This is a genomic window from Kitasatospora sp. NPDC058063 (assembly GCF_042885395.1).
Lineage (GTDB): Bacteria > Actinomycetota > Actinomycetes > Streptomycetales > Streptomycetaceae > Kitasatospora > Kitasatospora lactacystinica.
On the sequence record NZ_JBHVSD010000034.1, the window covers coordinates 15473 to 37017 of the forward strand.

General features: G+C 72.4%; 18 protein-coding genes and 2 pseudogenes. 10 read left to right on the forward strand and 10 right to left on the reverse strand.

Annotation, left to right across the window (positions count from 1 at the left end):
- Nucleotides 1-413: 413 nt before the first annotated feature.
- Nucleotides 414-1121: a CHAP domain-containing protein gene (locus tag ACFVUY_RS38360; protein ID WP_387736734.1), complete on the reverse strand. Its 708-nt coding sequence runs from the start codon at nucleotides 1119-1121 to the stop codon at nucleotides 414-416.
- 238 nt (nucleotides 1122-1359) lie between these two features.
- Here ACFVUY_RS38360 and ACFVUY_RS38365 point away from each other — a divergent pair, with 238 nt between their 5' ends.
- On the forward strand, nucleotides 1360-2274 hold the full coding sequence (locus tag ACFVUY_RS38365) for a DUF2690 domain-containing protein (RefSeq protein WP_387736735.1): 915 nt from the start codon (nucleotides 1360-1362) through the stop codon (nucleotides 2272-2274).
- A gap of 223 nt (nucleotides 2275-2497) precedes the next feature.
- Here the strand turns inward: ACFVUY_RS38365 and ACFVUY_RS38370 are convergent.
- Nucleotides 2498-2761, reverse strand: a pseudogene (locus ACFVUY_RS38370) (nucleotide sugar dehydrogenase); the annotation flags it as partial.
- A 30-nt stretch (nucleotides 2762-2791) separates the two neighbouring features.
- Between ACFVUY_RS38370 and ACFVUY_RS38375 the strand changes: the two are divergent.
- Entirely contained in the window at nucleotides 2792-3565 is a 774-nt protein-coding gene (locus ACFVUY_RS38375; protein ID WP_387736775.1) for a glycosyltransferase family 2 protein, read from the forward strand.
- A 440-nt stretch (nucleotides 3566-4005) separates the two neighbouring features.
- Here ACFVUY_RS38375 and ACFVUY_RS38380 read toward each other — a convergent pair whose 3' ends face one another.
- Nucleotides 4006-6612 (reverse strand): ABC transporter, encoded by a 2607-nt coding sequence (locus tag ACFVUY_RS38380; protein ID WP_387736736.1) that lies wholly within the window; start codon nucleotides 6610-6612, stop codon nucleotides 4006-4008.
- Nucleotides 6613-6658: 46 nt separating this feature from the next.
- Here ACFVUY_RS38380 and ACFVUY_RS38385 point away from each other — a divergent pair.
- A pseudogene (locus tag ACFVUY_RS38385) lies at nucleotides 6659-6811 on the forward strand (IS5/IS1182 family transposase); the annotation flags it as partial.
- A 111-nt stretch (nucleotides 6812-6922) separates the two neighbouring features.
- Here the strand turns inward: ACFVUY_RS38385 and ACFVUY_RS38390 are convergent.
- From ACFVUY_RS38390 to ACFVUY_RS38400, 3 genes are all read right to left on the reverse strand, one after another.
- Nucleotides 6923-7633, reverse strand: a complete 711-nt coding sequence (locus ACFVUY_RS38390; protein WP_387736737.1) for a serine hydrolase — start codon at nucleotides 7631-7633, stop codon at nucleotides 6923-6925.
- Between the two features lie 324 nt (nucleotides 7634-7957).
- On the reverse strand, nucleotides 7958-8884 hold the full coding sequence (locus ACFVUY_RS38395; RefSeq protein WP_387736738.1) for a hypothetical protein: 927 nt from the start codon (nucleotides 8882-8884) through the stop codon (nucleotides 7958-7960).
- Nucleotides 8881-9402 (reverse strand): SigE family RNA polymerase sigma factor, encoded by a 522-nt coding sequence (locus tag ACFVUY_RS38400; protein ID WP_387736776.1) that lies wholly within the window; start codon nucleotides 9400-9402, stop codon nucleotides 8881-8883. The genes ACFVUY_RS38395 and ACFVUY_RS38400 overlap by 4 nt, the downstream gene beginning before the upstream one ends.
- A gap of 497 nt (nucleotides 9403-9899) precedes the next feature.
- Between ACFVUY_RS38400 and ACFVUY_RS38405 the strand changes: the two genes are divergently transcribed.
- Entirely contained in the window at nucleotides 9900-10079 is a 180-nt protein-coding gene (locus ACFVUY_RS38405; RefSeq protein ID WP_387736739.1) for a hypothetical protein, read from the forward strand.
- 53 nt (nucleotides 10080-10132) lie between these two features.
- Here ACFVUY_RS38405 and ACFVUY_RS38410 read toward each other — a convergent pair whose 3' ends face one another.
- The 4 genes from ACFVUY_RS38410 to ACFVUY_RS38425 all read right to left on the reverse strand — a co-directional run bounded on the left by ACFVUY_RS38410 (nucleotide 10133) and on the right by ACFVUY_RS38425 (nucleotide 13605).
- A complete protein-coding gene (locus ACFVUY_RS38410; RefSeq protein ID WP_387736740.1) occupies nucleotides 10133-11731 on the reverse strand; it encodes an FG-GAP-like repeat-containing protein in 1599 nt (532 codons plus the stop codon).
- 95 nt (nucleotides 11732-11826) lie between these two features.
- Nucleotides 11827-12663: an FG-GAP repeat domain-containing protein gene (locus ACFVUY_RS38415; protein WP_387736741.1), complete on the reverse strand. Its 837-nt coding sequence runs from the start codon at nucleotides 12661-12663 to the stop codon at nucleotides 11827-11829.
- A complete protein-coding gene (locus ACFVUY_RS38420; RefSeq protein ID WP_387736742.1) occupies nucleotides 12630-12809 on the reverse strand; it encodes a hypothetical protein in 180 nt (59 codons plus the stop codon). Before ACFVUY_RS38420 ends, ACFVUY_RS38415 begins: the two co-directional genes overlap by 34 nt.
- A 217-nt stretch (nucleotides 12810-13026) precedes the next feature.
- Nucleotides 13027-13605, reverse strand: coding sequence for a TetR/AcrR family transcriptional regulator (locus ACFVUY_RS38425; RefSeq protein WP_387694392.1), 579 nt, complete (start codon nucleotides 13603-13605; stop codon nucleotides 13027-13029).
- Between the two features lie 86 nt (nucleotides 13606-13691).
- Here ACFVUY_RS38425 and ACFVUY_RS38430 point away from each other — a divergent pair, with 86 nt between their 5' ends.
- The 6 genes from ACFVUY_RS38430 to ACFVUY_RS38455 all read left to right on the forward strand — a co-directional run bounded on the left by ACFVUY_RS38430 (nucleotide 13692) and on the right by ACFVUY_RS38455 (nucleotide 21363).
- The gene (locus ACFVUY_RS38430; RefSeq protein WP_387736743.1) at nucleotides 13692-14573 is read left to right on the forward strand and encodes an SDR family oxidoreductase; all 882 of its coding nucleotides are present in this window, start codon (nucleotides 13692-13694) and stop codon (nucleotides 14571-14573) included.
- A gap of 240 nt (nucleotides 14574-14813) precedes the next feature.
- A complete protein-coding gene (locus tag ACFVUY_RS38435) occupies nucleotides 14814-15665 on the forward strand; it encodes an NAD(P)H-binding protein (RefSeq protein ID WP_387736744.1) in 852 nt (283 codons plus the stop codon).
- Nucleotides 15666-15903: 238 nt separating this feature from the next.
- Nucleotides 15904-16119 (forward strand): hypothetical protein, encoded by a 216-nt coding sequence (locus ACFVUY_RS38440; RefSeq protein WP_387736745.1) that lies wholly within the window; start codon nucleotides 15904-15906, stop codon nucleotides 16117-16119.
- Nucleotides 16120-16898: 779 nt separating this feature from the next.
- On the forward strand, nucleotides 16899-17309 hold the full coding sequence (locus ACFVUY_RS38445; protein WP_387694396.1) for a hypothetical protein: 411 nt from the start codon (nucleotides 16899-16901) through the stop codon (nucleotides 17307-17309).
- Nucleotides 17310-17486: 177 nt separating this feature from the next.
- Nucleotides 17487-19820: a protein translocase subunit SecD gene (gene secD / locus ACFVUY_RS38450; protein WP_387736746.1), complete on the forward strand. Its 2334-nt coding sequence runs from the start codon at nucleotides 17487-17489 to the stop codon at nucleotides 19818-19820.
- 385 nt (nucleotides 19821-20205) lie between these two features.
- Entirely contained in the window at nucleotides 20206-21363 is a 1158-nt protein-coding gene (locus ACFVUY_RS38455) for a hypothetical protein (protein ID WP_387736747.1), read from the forward strand.
- The last annotated feature ends 182 nt before the right edge of the window (nucleotides 21364-21545 follow it).

Here is a 21545-nt window from a genome sequence, read left to right on the forward strand (position 1 = left end):
GCTTTCGCTGCTACGGCTGCTGGTGCGGCGGGGATCGTGGATGCTCGTGCTGGTCGTGGGCGGCTGTCTCCGGTCTTGATCGTCTGTCAGCGGTCGAGTTCGAGGCGCCGGGGGCGCCGCGCCCGTCGGGGCGCCAGGACGTGATCGCTGCGCCGTGACAACCTGAGCGCGCGTGGCCGCGCCGACCAAGGACAGCAGCGATGGCGGGAAGCAGCCCAGGGCGGTCGACGTGCAGGCACCGGGCGCAGCTCCTCGACCGCGCTCCCGAGGCGGGGCACCTGCACCTCGACAGGTATGCCGTGCACCGTCGCGGACAGAGGACAGAGGACAGAGGACAGAGGGCCGAGGGCAGTGTGCGGCCGGGGCCCGGACGGTGATCCGCCCGGACCCCGGCGCTCGTGGAGGCGGGACGGTCAGGCGCCGGGGACGCTGACGTAGCCGGAGATCCCGTGCTTGCCGGCGCGGGCCTCGGCGGGCTTGAAGTGGCGGTGCGTCACCTTGTCCCCGAAGTTGCCCTCGACGGTGTCGATGGTTCCGTCGTGGTTGACGGCGACGACGACCCCGACGTGGCCACCGGTGGCGTAGGCGGGCGAACCGTAGACGACGAGGTCGCCGGGCGCGGGGGTGTAGGGGCGCTCGCCGCGCGCGGGCAGGCGGTTGTGGAAGAGGTGGTGCTCCTGGCCCCACTTGCCGACACCGCGCCCGAGCAGGGTGGTCGGCGCGGGCCTCACGCCGGCCCGGTGCCAGGTCCAGTCGACGAACGCGGCGCACCAGGAGGTCTTCGCGCACTTGCTCTTCTTGGCCTCCCCTTCGGCGTAGGCGAAGTACTTGTCGCAGGCGCCGGTCTCCTCGGGCTTCTGGCCGGCCGGGGTGATCTGGTCGCGGGCGATGGAGACGATCCGCTCGCGCAGCGCGGAGCGGGCCGCGGTGGCGGACTCGGTGGCGGACTCGGTGGCTGTGGCGGACTCGGTGGCGTCCCGGACGGCGTGTGCACCGTCCGGGAGGGCGGCGGCCGCGGTGGCGGTGCCGAGGCCGCCGAACGTCCCGGCGGCCACCAGGGCGACGGCGGCGGCCCTTCCGGCGCGGCCCACGAGGGCGGTGAGCAGACGCGATTCTGCCATGTGCATGATCTCTCCTTGGATGCGCTCCCACCGACCCGGACGGACGTGCGACACGTCCGGGGCGCGGAAGGGGGTGGGGTTTCGCCGGGGTGCGTCCTCCGGCTGATCACCACCGTTGCACGCCCGACCGCCGAACTCCTACGCTGTGTGAACACCTGGTTACCCATGCATATGCGCAGGGCCTCCGCACGGCGCTGAACTGGTCCTATGCGCAGCCGAGGGAAGAGGAAACGAGCCGATGACGCACAGCCGGCCGCCGCAGGAAGCCGAGGAACCGGACCGGCAGACGGCCGCCGCGGCCCGCGCCGAACTGGCCCGGACGCTGCGGAGGTGGCGTCAGGAGGCCGGGAACCCCACCCAGGTGACCGTGTCCCGGCGCACCGCGATCGCCCAGACGACCCTCTCCCGCTACGAGAACCCCGACGGCAGGTACCCGGCACCGGAAGCGGCGCTCCGCTCCCTGGCCGCGTACTACGCGGTCGCCGAGGGCGAACTCGTCCGCGCTCTCGAGCTCAGGGCGGCGATCGACGGCGGAGCGGACGACTCCCGGGTACCGGAGCCGGTACCCGGGCCCGCGGCGGCGACCGCACCGGAGGCTCCCCTGCCCGGCTCCGGGCCGACAGCCGGTCAGGAGCCCGGTGGCGAACGACGGCACCGGGCGGTGTGGGCCACCGGGGGCGCGGCCGTGGCGGCCGCCTGCGCGATCCTCTACTTCGCGGCGGGCCCGGGAATCGGCGCCGGCGACCGCACCGGTACGGACGCCGCCTCCACGCCCGCCCGGCAGGCGGTGCCCGAGCCCACGGCGGCCTTCTCCTGCGACGGGGCGTCCTGCCTGCACGTCGACCCGGTCGGCACCGTCTGCGACCGCGACGCCGCCACCGCCGCGGCCGACCGCGACTTCGGCGTCCTGATCGAACTGCGCTACAGCCCCTCCTGCCACGCCGCGTGGGCCAAGATGAGCGGCGGCTCCCCCGGCGACCGCGTCCAGGTCTTCGGCACCCCGCCCGAACAGGAGGAGTACCGCCAGCAGTCCGGCCACGACGCCCACAGCAAGATGGTCCGCGCCGCCCGCCCCGCCGACGCCCGTGCCTGCGCCGTCGTCGACGACCGGGGCACCGTTTGCACCGCACTCCCGGAGACCCCCGCGGGATGACGCGGGAGAACGAGGCGCGGACGGGCCTGAGCAGCACGGGCGGAGGCCGAGGGCGACCGCCCGTCGAGGCGGAACGGATCCGGCGCCCTCCGCCCTCGCGATCCGGGGGTGAGCGGCCCGGCCGTACCGGCCTGGGCGACACGGCCGGGCCACCGTCGCCAGGGCGAAGGACCTCGCCCAGCGTCCAGGCGCAGGACTCGACGTGGGACAGGTCGGGTACATCGTCCCGCAGAGGAGCCGGCACGGTGATCACCACGATGTCGAAGCCGGCCGACGCGCAGGCGTCGTCGGTCGCGGAATAGGCCCCGGAGTCCAGCACCGCGCGCAGCTGTGAGGAGGTCACGTCCTCCACGTAGGACTCACTGGCGGTGAGCCGCTTGATACGGTGCTGGTCCACGTCGTAGCCGACGACTCGGCGGCCCACCTCGGCTGCGCGCACGGCGAGTGGCAGCCCCACGTGGCCCTGACCGGCGACAACAACATCCATGACGACTCCAACCCGGGTGAGGAGCACGCCGTGCCCCTGGTTTCTGTGGTGATGCCGGTGCACAACTCGGCCGCCACTCTCGGCGCGTCGGTGCGCTCCGTGCTCGCGCAGACCCACGCAGACGTGGAGGTGCTGGTCACCGACGACTCGTCCACCGACGGCTCCATGGACCTGCTGCGGGACCTGGCCCGCCAGGACGAGCGGGTGCGCCCGCAGGCGGCGCCCGAGCAGGGCGGCGCGGCCAAGGCCCGCAATCTCGCCCTGGAACGGGCACGGGGGGAGTACCTGGCGTTCCTGGACAGCGACGACATGTGGCTGCCCGGCAAGGTGGAGCGGCAGCTCGCATTCGCCGCAGGGGGCGATGCTCCACTGACGTTCACCTCCTACTACAAGGTCGCCGGCGACCACACGGGCGAGGCCGCCGACTTCGTCCCGAACGGTCGGGTGGTCGTGGCACGGGAGCGGGTGACGTACCGCGACATGCTGGTGCAGGACCACATCGGGACCCTGACCGCCATGTACGACCGGACGGTGCTGGGCACGCGGCTGATGCCGGACATGCCGAAGCGGCAGGACTACGCTCTATGGCTGTCGATCATGAGGGACGGGCACGCCGCCCGCGGCCTGAAGGAACCGCTGGCGGTCTACAGGGCCGGCCGGGCGGGGTCGCTGTCCTCGAACAAGCTGGCGCTGGTGGAGCACAACTGGCGGCTGTACCGGGAGCACGAGCACCTGTCGGTCCCGCGGTCGACGCTGGCGCTGTCCGGGGCGGTGTGGCACTCGGTGCGGAAGGCGCGGATCTAGGCCCTCTCTTTCGGATCACGTCGGACCAGTGGGCGTCGTTGGAGTGCGTGCATCGGCGGTGCGGAGGAGGGAGTCCATGCGGTGGGGGCACCTCCCGGCCGCCAGGCTGGGGGCCATCGGCGACCGACGACAAGCCGGCGAGGTGCGTGCTCCGGCGGCGACCGCCTGGCGTGATCCGAAAGAGAGGGCCTAGCATCCGTTCACGAGCTCCGGGGCGCCTCCCGGCCATGCAGGATGTGCCGCTGGTTCACGATGAGGTAGTCCCCGGGCTGGAGCATGAAGGAGACCTGCCCCCCGGACCGGCTCCTGGGGCCGCCACCTCGGCCGCGAAGGCCGTCGCCAGCCGCCGGAACCGGTCGTCGGTCCCAGCACCTTGGCGACGTTCCCCAAGCGCAGCACGGCGTATCCGACCGCAATTTTCCCATTAGATCGGCAAGGGCTCAGGTACTCGTCCGTGCCGACAGATGACGGCCCAGGTGGGAGGCGGTCAAAGTGTCGTGCTCTCGCACGATGTCCGCAGGGTGGCCTTCGGCGACGATGCGGCCGCCGTCGTCGCCCGCACCCGGACCGAGGTCCAGGACCCAGTCCGCGGCGGCGACGGTGCGCAGGTCGTGTTCCACCACGACGACCGTGTTCCCGGCGTCCACCAAGCGCTGCAGCTGCCCGACGAGGAGGTCGATGTCGGCGGGGTGCAGCCCGCTGGTGGGTTCGTCGAGGAGGTACAGGGTGTGGCCGCGCGGCGCGCGGTGCAGCTCGCTCACCAGCTTGATGCGCTGGGCTTCCCCGCCGGACAGCGTCGTGGCGCTCTGGCCCAGCGTGAGATAGCCCAGGCCGATGTCGGAGAGGAACTTGAGGATGCGGGCGGCGGGTTGCACGTCCTGGAGGAACTCGAGGGCCTCGTCCACGCTCATCGCCAGCACGTCGGCGATGGTTCTGTCGCGGTAACGCACCATGAGCGTGCCCGGGTTGTAGCGGGCGCCCTTGCAGACCGGGCAGGGGGAGGTCTCTGTGGGCAGGAAGAGGAGTTCGATGCTGACGACTCCGTCGCCCAGGCAGTGCGGGCAGCGCCCCTGTGTCACGTTGAAGGAGAACCGGCTCGCGGTGTAGCCGAGTTCCTTCGCGGCCGGCTGGGCGGCGAACAGCTTGCGGACGCTGTCGAACAGGCCGGTGTAGGTGGCGAGGTTCGAACGCGGTGTGCGCCCGATGGGCTTCTGGTCGACGACCGCCAGCCGGTCGATGTCCTCGAGCCCGGAGCCGGCCCGTACCGTCACGCGGTCCTCCTCCAGGTCCCAGACCGGCACCCCGGCCTCCTCCTCGTCGACGGTCTCCACCGACGCGGGACTACGGGCGATGTCCTGCGCGGTCTCATCGTCGTAAAGGTGGTCGCGGACCGTCTCCGCGAGGGCACGCCGTACGAGGGTCGACTTCCCGGACCCGGAGACACCGGTGACCGCGGTCAGCGTACGCAGCGGGAAACTCGCGTCCACGTCATGGAGGTTGTGGCCGGTGACTCCGGTGAGGCTCAGCCAGCCGTCCGGTTGCCGGGGCTTCTCGGGGCCGGGCACCGTGGGCGCGCTTGGCGTGAGGTACCGGGCTGTCACCGATTCCTCTGCCTGGTCGAGCTGCCCGGCGGGGCCGTTGTACAGGACCCGCCCGCCGTGGCGGCCCGCACCGGGACCCATGTCGACGATCCAGTCGGCCGAGGCGAGGACCTGGGCGTTGTGTTCCACGACGAAGACGCTGTTCCCGGCTCCTCTGAGCCGTCGCAGCGCGGTGAGCAGCAGCTCGGTGTCGGCGGCGTGCAGGCCGGCAGAGGGCTCGTCCAGGACGTACAACACGCCGAACAGGCCGCTGCGGAGCTGGGTGGCCATGTGCAGGCGCTGGAGTTCGCCGCTGGAGAGGGTCGAGGTCGCGCGTCCGGTCGCGAGGTAGCCAAGGCCCAGGTCGAGCAGTGTGCCGAGCTGGTCCTGGAGGCCGCTGATCAGGGCGTGCGCGGCCTGCCTGCGTTCGGCGGGTAGGGCCAGGGTGTCGGGGTGGTCGCGCGCGGTCTCCAGGAAGGCCGAGAGCTGGGTCAGCGGCATCGAGGTGGCGACGGAGATGTCCTGCCCGGCGATGGTCACCTCCAGGGCCTCCGGGTTGAGCCGCTTGCCGTGGCAGGTCGGGCAGATCTCCTGGGTCATGAAGGAGACGGCCTTGGCCCGCAGGTGCGCTGCTTTGGAGGTCGCGAAGGTGTGCAGCACCCACTTGCGGGGGCTCATGTAGGTGCCCTGGTAGGAGCGTGCGATGCGGTGTGCGTCGCGGATCGGGTGCACGGTGACCGTCGGCTGCTCGTCGGTCGTCAGCAGCCACTCGCGGCGGGCCGCGGGCAGGGTACGGAAGGGTACGTCGATGTCCACGCCCAGCTCGGCGAGGATGTCGCGGTAGTTCTTGCCCTGCCAGGCGCCCGGCCACGCGGCGATCGCGCCCTCCCGGATGCTCAGGGAGTCGTCACCGACGAGCTTGCCGTCGTCGACGGTGTGCAGGCGCCCCAGACCGGAACACGTCCGGCACGCGCCCACCGCCGTGTTCGGCGAGAAACTGTCCGAGTCCAGCGGCGCGGCGTCCCGGGGGAACGTCCCGGCCAGATCCTCGGGGGTCCGGCCCGCCGGGTAGGTGCCGGCGCGGGAGTACAGCATGCGCAGCACGTTCGAGACCCGGCTGACGGTCCCCACCGTCGAGCGCGTGCTGCCCCCGCTGTGCTGCTGGCGCAGGGCGACGGCCGGCGGCAGACCGGTGATCGCGCCGACCCTGGGCGCCGATCCCTGGTCGATCAGCCTACGGGCGTACGGCGCGACGGACTCGAGGTAGCGCTGCTGGGCCTCGGCGTAGATGGTGGCGAACGCCAGCGACGACTTGCCCGACCCCGACACCCCGGTGAAGGCCACCACCTGGTCGCGCGGCACGTCCACATCGACGTGGCGCAGATTGTGCTCGTCGGCACCCCGGACCTTGATCAGTCCGTCGTGACCGGCGTCCTGCGGTGCGGTGTGCGACGGGGCAGAATCCATTCGTGCGTGCAGTGCCATAGGTGAAACGTATCCCGCTTCCCGAAGCAGCCTGGGACGGCTCATGTTGCGCCGCCGACCGACTCGCGACTACGAGACCCTGCCGACCGGCTCCGAAGCCGTGATGCACATCGTTTCGATCGACCACCTCGGCAGGCGCATAACGGACGAGACCACACCAACCTGGCGAGGAACCTACTAGGATATAAAGGACAATCCGTCTACACCGAACGCCCTCCGATCCCCGGGCGTGATCGAAATGTGCGCAGCAGTCCGTTGTCTGCCGGACAGGGGTATGGCCGGTTGAGGGTTTTCAGGGTGCGCGCACCAGTGCCTCGACCGCGGTCGCCGCGGCGTGCTCGATGAGTGCGATGCCGGCTTCCCGTGTGGGCTGACCGTCGGTGAGTACGACGACGAGCAAGGTGTGTCCAGCGCGTTCGACGATGCCCACGCTGTTGACGGCCCATAGCTGAGGTATTCCGCCCGGGAGCCAGCCGTTCTTCAGTACGGGCAGGTCGCCGGGCGCTCCCGCGGCGCCGACGCCCCAGTTCTGTCCGTCGGTGATGGCGCTCATGAGGGCCCGCACATACGACCGGGATTCGGCGTTCAAGGGGGAGTCCTGCGTGAACACGGCCTTCAGGAGGGAGATCTGGTCTCGGGCCGTGGTCCGGGTCAGTCCCCAGGCTCCCCTTTGGCCCGCGTGTGCCGGGGTGAGTCCGAATCGGGCGTTGGCCGCGTCCAGACCTTGGCGTCTGCCTATGTCGATCCAGAGTTGCTGTGCCGCGTCGTTGTCGCTGACGCGGATCATGTCGGAGGCCAGCTGTCGCTGAGCAGGGCTGAGTCGGCCTCCGCGGTCCTGCGTCTGCAGCAGCAGGGTGGCGAGAATGTCGACTTTGATGATGCTCGCGGAGGTGAAGGCCTCGGTGGACGAACCGTAGGTGGCCGAGCGGCTCGCGGTGAGGTCCTCGACGGCGAGAGCGTACCGGCCCTGGTGCGCCCCGAGCCCGTCGAGCGCGAGGCGCACGGCCTGCTCCGGCGTTGTCGTACCCGCGACGGCAAGTTCTTGCCCTGAAAGCGCGTCTGGCGCTGACGGGGTTGACGTCGGAAGTGGGTCAGGAGGGGCGCCCTCAGCCGGACCCGAGGTCGGGAACAGGACGTGGGCCACCATGGCGGCGCCCATGAGTACGGGTATGACGAAGGCTGTCCGATGCTTCATGCGGGCACTCGCTTTCCGACGTCCGGGCGCGCGGACATCGCCTATTGGCGTGCAAGGGCGTACAGGGGTTCCGGACGTGCCGCCGTGCGTGCTCGGTCCGGTGCTGTCCGCCTCAGCGGCGGCCGGTGCGGCTCACCCGCCGCAAGATCTGGCGATCTTCGCTGTCTCGTCGATCTCGATCGGGAAGTCGTGCCGGCCGCCGAGGTTCACGGTCCATCCGTGGGTGAGAGTTCCGGACGAGGGGTTGTCGGCGAGCCAGAAGGGGGGTGCGGTGAAGGAGCAGGTGCCGGCGGTCGGGCCCTGGCCCCGGTCGGATCGAAGGTCTTCGGTCACGAACTGCTTCCCGAGCCTCGCCATTGCCGTGGAGTCACCGGACTTGGTGGCCGCCACCAGCCCGCCGTAAAAACCGGAAACCGTGGGGTCGCCCCCCTTGCTGCCTCCGGCGACCGTTGTGCAGGTCAGGTCGGTCACCTTCCCCGTGGCCCCGTCGAAGTCCAGGGAAGGGGCCCGGTCGAGCCGTTCGACCCCCTGGTACAGCAGGACCTCACCCGACGCCAGCACGCCGTCGACCGAGGCACCGCAGGTCACACCGCGGGAGTCGGCTCCCCAGATCCGTCGGTACGTGGACTCGTCGGCGAACAGCGCTGCCACCTCTGCCGGATCCACCTCGGAGCGGGTGGCCGGATTCTGGTAGCGCAGGGCAGAGAGGAACAGGGTGTTCGTCGTCCGGGCCGGGTCGGCACGGGGGGCCGGTTTCGAAGCCGGTGCCGAAGCCGTGGGCGAGGACCGCTCGATGGGCGGGGGTGTAGCAGGCATCTCGGTGCTCGACGCGGTCGATGCCTGTGCGGGTACCGGGGCACGGTCGTGATCCGCTTGGGACACGAAGCCGGCGCCCAGGGCCACGATCACCACGGCCGCCGCCGCACCCGTCTGCAGGCGCCGGCGGCGCCGGCGTACCGACCCGATGAGCTCATCGACGTCGTAGCCGCGCGACGGTTCCTGCCGTGAACGGTCGCGCATGGCCGCGGCCAGCTCCTCCTCCAGGTCGTAGTCCTTCATGCCGCCCCTCCCGAACGTGTGTGCGATGCCTGCGCATCGACGGTCGACCGGAGTTTCGACAGGCCCCGGGCCACCTGGGATCGGACCGAGCCGGCCGAGATGTTCATCAAGTGGCCGATCTCCGCGTCGTCGAGATCTTCGAAGTACCGCAGCACCAGTACGGTGCGCATGCCGATCGGCAGGGACTGCAGCTCGCGCATCAACTCGTCGCGGACCACGAGACCTTTGTACGGATCGACGTACCCGTCCCCGATACCGTCGTCCAGGGGTACTTCCGCACGTCCACGTAGTTTGCGCCAGCGGTCGTTGGCGAGGTTCACCAGGATCCGGCGCGCATAGGCCTCCGGTGCGTCGGCGGAGCGAATCCGGCGCCAGTGCCGACAGACCTGCTCCAGCGTGGACTGCACCAGATCGTCGGCCACATGACGCTCGCCGGTGAGCAGCAGTGCGGTCCTGAAGAGGGCCGACGACCGTGCATGCACGAATGCCGTGAAGGCAGGGACGTCAGCACTTCGCATGGTCACCCGGCTCGTGACTCTTGAGCATCTTCGCCTCTCCCGAAGCCCCCTTGGCTCCCCCGCTCAACCTGACGGAGCCCGACTCGCGACTGCTGCACGCGATCTCCGGTCGTGACGCAAGCGTTATCTCGGGTACGGGGCCTCGGCCGCCCTGCCGGACCGCCCCCGGGAGCAGACCGCCGACCTGCTCGAACTGCTCGCTGACGTCCACCTGGTAGGGACGACGGAGCAGTGGCGCTACCGCTTCCACGACCTGCTCGGGGAGTTCGCCGCCGAGCGCGCCCTCCAGGAGGAGCCCGCCGAGGCGCGCGAGGCGGCCGCGCTGCGGCTGGGCGTCTGGTACGCGCTCGCCCTGAAGACTGCCGGGCCCTGGGCAACCTGACGCACGTCGCCGTCACGCTGGCCAACCTCGGCGACTCCCTACGGGGCCTCGGCCGGCAGGAGGACGCCTTCGCCGCCCTCGACGAGTCCTTGGCACTGCGACGCCGTCTGGGGCCATGAGCGGCATCGCCGACTGCCTGATCATCACCGGACGGGCCCACGCCCATTTCGGCCGGCTCCCGCAGGCCCGCACCTGCTTCGAGCAGGCTGCCGAGATCAGCCGGGCCCACGACATCCCGGCCCTGCTCCAGCAGAGCCTCGACGGACTGGAACTGCTCCGCGACGTCCGGCACTGACCGCGAGTGCGCCGCCCGAGGGTCGAGGCCCCCGGGCGGCGCCGGCCGTACGGTCAGCCGGTGGGCACGCCGGTGGCCACCTGGCCGAGGTCGTTCCAGCCCCCGTGGCCGTCGCCGCCGTTCCAGATGTAGACGTGGGCGGCGTTGGACGGCGTGTCGGTGAGGACGTAGTCCGCGTTGCCACCGCCGTTGAAGTCGGCGAACTGGACCTTGTCCTGATCCGCCGTCACGCCGGAGGCGATCTGGCCGAGGGCCACCCAGCCGCCGCCGGGGTCGCCGCCACGGTTCAGCCAGACCCGTACGGCGCCGCCGGAATCGACGACGGCGTAGTCGGCCTTCCCGTCACCGTCGAAGTCCGCGAGGCGGACGCGGCCGGGGTCGGTGGTGAGCCCGGTGGCCACCTGGCCGAGGGGCTGCCAGCCGCCGTGCCTGTCGCCGCCCCGGTTGAGGTGGACCTGCACCGAGCCGTCCGCGTTGACGACCTCGTAGTCGGCCCTGCCGTCACCGTCGAAATCCGCGAGCTTCACCCGGGCGGCGTCGGTCGTGAGACCGAGGGCGACCTGACCGTAGTCCTGCCAGCCCCCTTGCCCGTCACCGCCCTTGTTCAGCCAGACGTGCACCGAGCCGTCCGGGTTGACCACCTCGTAGTCGGCCCTGCCGTCGCCGTCGAAGTCGGCGAAGCGCACCCGGCCGACGTCCGCGGTGGTCCCCGTGGCGACCTGGTCGGCGGGCTGCCAGCCGCCGCGCCCGTCGCCGCCCCGGTTCAGCCAGACGTCGACCGCGCCGTTGGCGCCGATGGCGATGTAGTCGGCCCTGCCGTCACCGTCGAAGTCCGCGTACCGGACGTGGCCCAGACCGCCCGAGTCGTTGGCGGCGTTGGACGCCACGGACGCCTTGGCCGCGCCGGCGGAGTACGCCTGGTCCAGTCCCGTGAAGAAGGCCTGCGCCATCCGCTCGAAGCCGCTGTCGTTGGGGTGGAGGCGGTCGGCCATCCCGGAGGGCGTCAGGGCCGGCGGGTCCACGTAGCGGAAACTGTTCCCCGCCTGGGCCTCGACCGCCTGCAGCTGCCGGGCCCGGTCGTTGAAGGTGGACGGCGGGACCTGGAGACCCTGGGTCGTCGGGATCACGCCCTCCATGACCACCGCGACGCCGGGCCGGTCCGCGAAGATCCGGTCGAGGAGGGCCTTGAGGCGCTCGGGCGCATGGACCGGGTCGGTGCTGCGGTCGAGGTCGTTCACCCCGATGTGCAGCAGGACGACGTCCGGGCGGGCCTCGGCGAGCCACTGGTCGATCCCGGCGCGGATGTCGTCGATCATGAAGCCGGAGTGGCCCTCGTGGGCGAGGCCGGGCAGCTGCCCGCCGGCCTGGGAGCCGACGTAGCGCACGGCATAGCGGGACTGGCCGGCGACCAGGCTCCACAGCGGGGCCCGGTAGGACGATCCGGTCGGGCTGCCGGCGCCCGCGGTGATCGAGTCTCCCAGCGGCATGACGCGCAGCGAGGGCACCGCGGTCGTGACGGTGGCGGCCCCCGGCGCGGCGTGCGTGGCCGGGGCGGCCGCCGGAGCGGCGTGTGCGGCCGGCGCGGCCGGGGCGGCGGCCACGCCGGCCACGCCCAGTGCGGTGCTCAGGCCGAGCAGCAGGATGCGTTTCAAGGTTCCCCCCAGGGCGTAGGTGTGGTGATGGTCGATGTGGGAGCGGAGGCTTCGGCTGACGGACCGAAGCCCCCGGGTCACGGCGGTGACGCGGCTCAGGCGCCGGCGGCGACCTGACCGAGGCTGGTCCACCCGCCGTGGCCGTCGCCACCGTCGTTGCGGTAGGCGCTGACCGAGTTGTTCGGGTTGGTGGTGACGTAGTCGACCCTGTGGTCACCGGTGAAGTCGGCGAGGACGACCGCGTTCTGGTCGGTGGTGGTCCCGGTGGCGATCTGGCCGTGGTCGGCCCAGCCGCCGTGGCCGTCGCCGCCACGGTTCAGGTAGGTGATGATCGAACCGTTGGCGCCGATGGCACTGTAGTCCGCCCGGCCGTCGCAGTCGATGTCGGCCAGGCGCACCCGGCTGGGGTCGGTGGTCAGGCCCGAGGCGGTCTGGCCGTAGTTGGCCCAGCCGCCGCCGGTGTCGCCGCCACGGTTCAGCCAGACGTTGACCGCGCCGTTGGAGCCGACGGTGATGTAGTCGGCCTTGCCGTCGCCGTCGAAGTCCGCCCACTTCACCCGGCCCGTGCCCGCGTCCGTGCCGGCGTGGTGGTCCGGGACCCTCCTGATCATGCGCCACTGGGCGTTGCTGCCCTGGAAGCCCGGCATGCACGCCGGGGTCTGCCCGTTGAGGATCTTCAGGTAGCAGCCACTGGGGCTGTTGATGGTCGTCCAGTCGCCCTCGGTGGAGCCGAACTGCCAGGCGAGGTTGTAGTCGCCGGTGTTGCAGCCCACGGACAGGGCGTTGCCGTAGGAGTCGGCCGCCAGGCAGGAGCCGCGGGTGTTGAGGTCGACGAGGTGGTTGTGGTCGCTGACGCCGAACCACTGGTCTTCGCTGCTGCCGCAGGGGGGAGCTCCATCTACGGGTTCACGTCGGACGACGCCTCGATGCACAGGCCCGTCGCCTGGTTCTGGATCTCGAACGCGTAGTAGGGATGCGCGGACGCCTGCCCCACGAAGACCGTCAGGCCGGTCAGCGTCATGGCGACCACGGTCAGGGCCGCCCTGATGCGGCGGAGTCGGAGGATTGCGGTTTTCACGTGCCCTGCCTCTGGTGTCGGGAGCGCGCCCGGCCCCGGGCTTTCGCTGCGGGGGCCGGTCACGCGGGGACGACCAGGAGGCTGGCAGGGCGGGCCAACAGCGGCCCAACAACGCCCCAGCCGCCGTCCGTTGCGGGCGGGGCGGTGGTACCGGACGACCTGGGGATACTTGTCCGCTTCCCGTCCACCGCGCCGGCGTTGGACGGTGCTCGTCCGGTCAGCCCAGCGATGCGCTCGCCGCGCGCAGTTCGTTCAGGGCGGCCAGGGTGTACCCGGCGAGCTCACCCTCGGCGCCGCGGTCGTCCTCGGCCCATTCGGCGTAACCCCGTTTGAAGGCGAGGACGCCCAGCTCGCCCGCGAGGGCCGCGGTCGGGTCGGGTACGCCGCGGGCGATCAGAGCGGTTGTCATCGCGGCCGCGAGGCTGACGGTCTTGAGGGTGTCGCGCTCCTGCAGCTCGGCGCTGGCGGCGACGGCGGCCTTCAGGCGGGGGGCGAGCTCGCGACTCCCGGGGCCCATCGCGGTCGAGGCGCGTTCGAGACCGGCGGCGACCGCCTCGAGCGGGCTGGCGTCACCGGGCGCGTCGGCGATCCCCTCGGCCAGCAGCCGGCTCAGCGTCTCCTGCCCGGCGACCAGCAGCTCGCGCTTGTCGGGGAAGTGCCGGAAGAAGGTGCTCTTGGTGACCCCGGCACGCTCGGCGATCTGCGCGACCGTGGTGGCGTCGTACCCCTGCTCCGTGAACAGGTCGACCGCGGCCACGACGAGGCGTTCACGCGCACCTGGTTCCCATCGACCCATGGGGTTCAGCATACGTGATGGGACTCTTGTCCCATCACTCTGCTACGGTGATGGGACAAGAGTCCCATCACTTCTGGGAGGGTTCCATGCGCGTCTTCGTCACCGGCGGCACCGGTCTGATCGGTTCCGCCGTCGTCGCCGAACTCCTCGGCAACGGCCACACCGTCCTCGCCCTCGCCCGCTCCGACGCCTCCGCACGGGCCGCCGAGGCGGCCGGCGCCGAGCCGCTGCGGGGAGGCCTCGCCGACCTGGACGTCCTGCGCTCCGGCGCCGCCCGGGCCGACGGGGTGATCCACCTGGCCTTCGGCAACGACTTCAGCAGCCCCGAGGCCCTCGCCCGGAACATCGCCGAGGAGACCGCCGCCCTCACCGCCCTCGGCGAGGAACTCGTCGGCAGCGACCGCCCCCTGGTCACCGTCTCGGGGACCCCCTGGGTGCCGGGCCGTGCCTCCACCGAGGCCGACCCGGTGCCCACCGACGGGCCGGTCGGCGGCCGCGGTCGCACGGTCACCGCGATCCTGGGCCTGGCCTCGCGCGGGGTCCGGAGCACGTCCGTACGCCTGCCGCGCACGGTTCACAACGAGGGCACGGGCGGGTTCGCCGGCCTGCTGACCGACGTCGCACGCCGGAGCGGGATCTCCGGCTACCCCGGCGACGGCACCCAGCGCTGGCCCGCCGTCCACGCGCTCGACGCGGCCGTTCTCTTCCGGCTCGCCCTGGAGCAGGCGCCGGCCGGTACCGCCTGGCACGCCGTGGCCGACGAGGGGGACCAGGTACGGGACATCGCGGCCGTCATCGGCCGACGACTGGGCCTGCCGGTCGCGTCGGTGCCGGAGGAGACCTACGGCCCGCTCGGCCCGATCTTCAGGGCCGACCAGCCCTCGTCCAGCACCCGCACCCGACAGGCGCTCGGCTGGGAGCCGAGGCACCCCGGCCTTCTGGAGGACCTGGAGAACATCCAGCCCTGACCGGCGACCGACACTCCCGTCGCAGCGACATCCCGCATCCGCGCATCCGCGAATCCCGCGGTCGGCACATCCCGAGGTCGGCGCACAGCGGCTCCCGATCCGTTCCCCGCATCGGCGCCGACGCCCCCGCGGCCCCCGCCGCCGGGACCGAGCCGGCCGCGTGGCAGCGACGCATCCCGCATCCCGCACCACCCGCGCCCATGCGGCAATTCATCTCCACAACAAGCAGGAGGTTCCATCATGGTGGCAGTCGTCTTCGGCGCCCGCGGCAACGTCGGTCGTCATGTGGCCGGTGGCCTGCTGGCCGCCGGTGAGCAGGTCAGAGCGGTCAGCCGGACCCCGGGCGTGGGCTCGACGCCCGGGTGCGAAGCAGTCGTCGCCGACCTGGAGCGTCCCGAGACGCTCCCCGCAGCGCTCGACGGTGCCGACAAGGTGTTCCTGTACGGAATGCTCGACCCCCGGAAGCCCTACAACATCGAGAAGGTCGCCGCTGCGGCCGCGGCCGCGGGGATCCGGCAGGTGGTCCTGCTCTCGTCGGTGTCGGTCGTCCTGGACCCCGACGCCGACCACCCGGTCACCCGCCTGAACCGCACGATCGAGCAGGCCGTCCAACGGTCCGGCATGGACTGGACGTTCCTCAGGCCGGGGACGTTCGCGACCAACACCCGCACCTGGTGGGCCGAATCGATCCGCACCGACAACGTCGTCTGCCTTCCCCGTCCACTCGCACAGTCGGCACCGGTGCACGAGAAGGACATCGCGGCGCTGGCGGTGACCGCCCTGACCGAACCGGGCCACTCGCACCAGGCCTACACCGTCTACGGGGCAGAGTCCCTGACCCTGCAACGCCAGGTCGAGCACATCGGCGAGGCCATCGGCCGTCACATCCGGGTTGAACACATCTCCGACGAGCAGGCTCGCGCGGAAGTCGCCAGAACCATGCATCCGGTCGTGGCCGAGGCGATCGTGAGCCAGTGGGCCGCCGCCGACGGCGTCGCGGCCACGACCTCCGCCATCGCCGAAAAGATCACCGGCGCTCCGGCACACACCTACGCCCAGTGGGCCGTCGACCACGCCGGCGACTTCCGCTGAGCCCGTCGCGCCGACCGGCCGTACGGGGCCCGCCCTGCTCCGCACTCCGGTTTCCGCCGCCCTGGCCAGCACCCCGTGCGGGGCGGTCGGCAGCACCGGCCGCCGACCGCCCCGCAGCCGCGCTACTATATTGAACACGTTCAAACTTGATGGGCGGGATCCGCTCCGGGATCCGCTCCGAACTCGGCCAGGGGGACACGTGGCACCAGGAAACGGTGTGGCTGTGGCGTCGCGCGCAGTGATCACTGTGCTCACGACCTGGGTGACACTGATCGCGCTCCTTCTCCTGCCGGCACTGCTGCCGAATCGATGGCAGTACTACATCTACTCACCCGCCAGCGTCGCACTGTGGATGCTGTCCATGCTCGTCGGTCCGGCCCTGGCATGTGCCGGCAACCGGCACTGGATCCGCAACGGCGTACGGAGAGCCGCAGCCGGCGCAAGCCGGACCTGACCGAGCGGATCCGCCGCCGTACGCCGTCGACCACCCGATGGACGCCGCCGTCTTCGTCGACGAGCTGCGCGAGCAGATGACCACCGAGCCGACCCTGCTGAACGACCGGATGCCCAAGCCGAGCTGGCGGGACATCGCCGAGCGGAAGTCCGGGGCGATCCGGCTCACCCCGGACGAGGCCCGGCCCGAGCCGCGCAACCTGCGAAGGACCAAGAACGAGGTGCAGCGCCGGTGGGGCATCGTGCCGCTCATCCACATGCCGAATGAGGCCGTGCTGCGTACGGTGCCTGGACGCCGCCACCTCGGTCTCCGGTGGTGGCGGGCGCTCGGCGAGCGTGCTTCGGGGGAGCTCGAAGGGCCCGGCCTCCCACTGCTCGGGAGGCCGGGACGAGCACCCCGCCGAAGGACGCCCCGGCCGTCGGTACGACAACGGCTCGATCAGTTTCCACAGTTCGTCCGACACGATCCACGGACGAGACTCCCGCTTATCGGCCCCGCCTGCGCGGAGGCGGCCCGGAGAACTGACAGCTCGCCACCGATGCCGAAAGTGACCGCCTGCCCCTGTGCGGTGCGCGGGCGGCACTGCAGAGGAGGCCCACTGATGGAGAGCACCGTGCGGGCCCCCGCCGGACCGTGACCCCGGCCCCCGCCGGTCCGCTCCGCTCCGGTCCGCCGCCCGAACTTCCCCATGCGGCTGCGCCGTCGCCTACAGTGAGAGCTTCTTGCGGACGGGACCGGGTGACGGCACGAGCGGGGAGGGGGCCGGAGTGGAGCGACGCGTGCGTCGGACCGCGGCGGCCGCGCTGTCCTGGGCGTTCCTCGCGGCCTGGGCCGTCTGCCAGGTCCTCCTCGGTACGGCAACGGGCGCGGCGCAGCCGGCCCTCGGTGCGCCGCCCGCCGTCACTGCCCCGGCCGCCTCGGCCGCCGTACGGCTCGGTCCGGCGGGCGCGGAGGTCCGGCGCTCCGCGGACCGTCCCGGCTCCGACGTCGCCCAGCGGCAGACGGCCGCCGCCGAGCCCGGTGTCCGGCTGCCCGCGCTCCCGCCGGCCGTGCTTCCGGTCGCCCGGACGGACGCCCCCCGGTTCCGGCCCGGGCTGTACGCCGCGGGGCCGCGCCAGGAGCGGGCGCCGCCGTCCGACCGCTACGACCCCCGCCACACCCGCGGTCCCCCCTCCACCCGGTCCAGCTGACGTCCCATCGCGCCCGCCGACCCGGGTGCCGCGGCCTGCCCGCGGCCCGGACGGGAGGCCTCCGGCCACCGTGCCCGGAGTGTTCCCGGCGGCGCGCCGTCCCCTCGCGTCCGCCCGTCCCGGGTGCGGCGTCCCCCCGAGGACGCCCGGCTCCCGCGGACCGCCCGTGGAGTACCCATGCCTTCTCGCCGTACCGCGTTCTGGCGCGCGCTCGTCGCACTCGCCGTCGTCGGTGTCTCGCTCTACATCGCCCTGACCACCCCGCCCCGCCTCGGCCTCGACCTGCGCGGCGGCACCCGGATCGTCCTGGAGACCCAGGACTCGCCCACCGCCCGCGCCGACGCGGACGCCACCGACCGGGCGCTGGAGGTGCTGCGCCGCCGGGTCGACGGCCTCGGCGTCGTCGAACCCTCGCTCGCCCGCGCCGGGGAGCGGCGCATCGTCGTCGAACTCCCCGGCGTCCAGGACCCCCGCGAGGCCGCCGGGGTCATCGGCCGCACCGCCCAGCTCACCTTCCACCCCGTCGTCGCGACCGCCGACGGCCCGGCCGGACCCCCCTCGGCGGACGGCTCCCGGGTCCTCGCCGACCCCGGCCTCCCCGGCGGCCACCTGCGGCTGGGCCCGCCGGCGCTGACCGGCGACGGCGTCAAGGACGCCTCGGCCGTCCTCGACACCCGGACGGGCCTCGGCTGGAGCGTCGACCTCTCCTTCCGCGGCTCGGCCGGCGACGCCTGGGCCCGGCTCACCGGGGAGGCGGCGTGCGCCGCGCCCGCCGACCCCGCCCGCCGGGTCGCCATCGTGCTCGACGACCGTGTCCTGTCCGCCCCCGGTGTCCAGGAGAGCGTGCTCTGCGGGCAGGGGATCACCGGCGGTTCGACGCAGATCACCGGCGGCTTCTCGGCCGACGAGGCCCGCGACCTCGCCGCCCTGGTCAAGGGCGGCGCCCTGCCCGTCCCGGTGACGGTGATCGAGCAGAGCACCGTCGGCCCCACCCTCGGCGCCGAGGCGATCCGGGCCAGCGCCCTGGCCGCGGCCGTCGGCCTGCTCTGCACCGGGGCCTTCATCATCGCGGTGTACCGCCTGCTCGGCGTGCTGGCCACCGTCGCTCTCGCCCTCTACGGACTGATCTCGTACGCCGCCGTGGTCGCGCTCGGCACGACGCTCACCCTGCCCGGGCTGGCCGGCTTCGTGCTCGCCATCGGCATGGCGGTGGACGCCAACGTGCTGGTCTTCGAACGGGCCAGGGAGGAGTACACCGCTCCTCGGGCGGCCGGCCCCGGCAAGGAGCGCGACCTGCGGCGTCCGCTCCGCGTCGGGTTCGCGAAGGCGTGGAGCGCGGTGGCCGATTCCAACGTGACGACGCTGCTCGCCGCCGGTCTGCTCTTCGTGTTCGCCACCGGCCCGGTCAAGGGCTTCGGGGTGACGCTCTCGATCGGCGTGCTGGCCTCGATGTTCTCGGCCATGCTGATCACCCGGCTGCTCGCCGAGTGGGCGGTGCGCCGGCCCGCCGTCGTCCGGCGGCCCACCCTGACCGGCATGGCCACCGTCGGTCGGCTCCGGACCCGGCTGACCCGGCGGCCGCCCAGGCTGATGCGCCACCGGCGGCGCTGGCTGGGCGCCTGCGCCGGCCTGCTGCTGCTCGCCCTGGCCGGGATCGGCGGGCGCGGCCTGGACTTCGGTGTCGAGTTCACCGGCGGCCGGGTGGCGCAGTACACGGCCGCGCAGCGGGTCGACGCGGACGCCGCCCGCGCGGCGGTGGTCGGCGCCGGGTTCCCGCAGGCCGTGGTGCAGACCACCGGCGACACCGGCGTGTCCGTCCGCACCAAGGAGACCGGCGACGACCAGCAGCAGCGCATCCGGGCGGCGCTCACCGGCGTCACCGGCGAACTGTCCGTGGAGCGCGACGAGTTGATCGGGCCGAGCCTCGGCAGCGAGCTGCGGGGCTACGCGCTGGCCGCGCTCGGGCTCGCGGTCGGCGCCCAGTTGCTCTACCTCACGATCCGCTTCCGGTGGGCCTTCGCGGCCGCCGCGGTGCTCGCGATGGCGCAGGACCTGCTGCTCGTCCTCGGCCTCTTCGCCTGGCTGGGCAAGCCGGTGGACAGCGTCTTCCTCGCCGCGCTGCTCACCATCGTCGGGTACTCGGTCAATGACACGGTGGTAGTCCTGGACCGGCTGCGCGAGCTGCGCCGGACCGGGACGAAGGCGAGCTGGGCGGACCTCGCGGACCGCGCCGTCGCGCAGACCCTCCCCCGGACGGTGAACACCGGCATGGGGGCGCTGTTCGTCCTGGTGGCCCTGGCGGCCCTCGGCGGCGACTCGCTCGCCGACTTCTCGGTGGCGCTGTTGGCCGGGGTCCTGATAGGCACGGCGTCGACGGTGTTCACCGCGATGCCGGTGGTCGTGCTGCTCCAGGAGCGGTTCCCGGACCGACCGCGGGAGGCGAGGGAGGCACGGACGCCTCACGCGGCGGGCGCGGCGCGGGGGCGCGACCACAACGGGGCGGTGGTCTGAGCGGCGCCGGTTGGGAAGGCTGTGCGTTTCGCGACCGGCCGGCCGAGTGCGGTCGGCCGGTCGGTCGCCGGGGAGGGCTGTTGCGCGCTGACCGCGCCATGGGCTCGACCTGTCGTACGTGCCGCCGCAGGGCCGTCGAGGCGCCGTGACCGGGGATCTCCCCTGGTCACGGCGCCTTTCGGCGTTCCGGGCGAAGTCCGCGGAAAATTTCTTCGAACCGACCTGCAACCCCCCGGGGGGATGGACGTCTATCAGGGTGAGAGGCGGGGAGAGCGAGCCGGCGGAGCCGGGGGGCTCGGGCCGGCTCCCCGGGGCGCGACATCAGGCGCCCGTTCACCCGATCACCATCACCTTCATCACCACGTGTCCTTGGGGGGACTGTCACATGAACGCGTCCGTTATCGCCCGCATTGCGAAGATTGTCCCGCTGGCCGTCGTCGCCGCCGTCGGTGTCGCCGCCTGCGGCCCGACGAACGGCGGAGCGTCCGTCGCCGCCTCCGCTCCCGCCTCCACCCCGGCCGTCACCTCCTCCGCCACCCCCGGCGCGGGCGCCGTCCCGACCACCCCGGCCACGCCGACCACCGAGGCGGCCCCGGCCGCCGCCGCACCCGCCCCCGCCGCCGGGACCGACGTCAAGGCCGCCGCGAAGGCCCCGGCCAAGCCCGCCGCACCGAAGGCCCCCGCCCAGTCCAGCGGAAACGGCATCGGCATCACCTTCGGCGGCCTGCACGAGGGCGGGAAGATCGGGCTGAACGACCTGGTCCCCTTCACCGTCACCTGGAAGAACAACGACGCCACCGGCACCCGCAGCGTGGCCCCGGTGGTGTCGACCCAGCAGTACGAGGGCGCGCCCTGCACCATGGTGCTCGCGATGGCGGAGGGCACCCTGGAGCGCAAGGACGCCTCCGGCTGGAAGAAGCTCGACCACCTCAGCCAGGGCGGCGGGATGGACTACGCGGGCACCGCCGACGACGCGGCCTTCACCCTGGCCGCCGGCCAGAGCCGGACCATCGAGTACCGGATGCGGCTGTCCCTGGCCAACCGTCCGGGGCGGATCACGATCGAGGCGGACGCCCCCGTGCCGCACTCCAAGGACTATCGCGACATGGCGAAGGCCGAACTGAACGCCACCGTCGTCGACAGCCACAGCCCGCAGATGCTCTCGGTGATGCCGCCGGCCAAGGGCGTGGTCACCACGGACCCGATCCCGTTCAGCTTCCGGGTCTCCTCGCCGGACGGCACCACGGGCCTGCGCCCCCGGGTGGCCGTGTGGAGCTCCGACGCGCTGACCACGAACGACGTCACGGTGGAGGCCCGGGTCGGCGACGTGTGGAAGCCGGTCGAGCTGAAGGACCACTGCGGCCTGGTCACGGTCGACCCGAACGTGCCGGGCGTCCGCGACGGCAACACGGTCGAGTACACCTTCCGGGCCACGTTCAAGGAGGCCCCGAAGGACGGCACCGACGTGGACATCCGGGTGAGCGCGGCGTCGAACGGCCACCAGTCCGTCGAGCGGTCCGTCTTCCTGCGCGACGCACGCTGACACCGCACGCCCGCACCGCACACCGAAGGGCCCGGCCTCCCCCGCTCGGGAGGCCGGGACGGCAACCCACTCCCCCGCCGCCACGAAACGAGTCCGGCCCCATCGCACACGCGATGGGGCCGGAACCTGAAGGATCATCAGCAAACTTGTTGGCCCAACTCACGTGAACTGACGCCGACTTG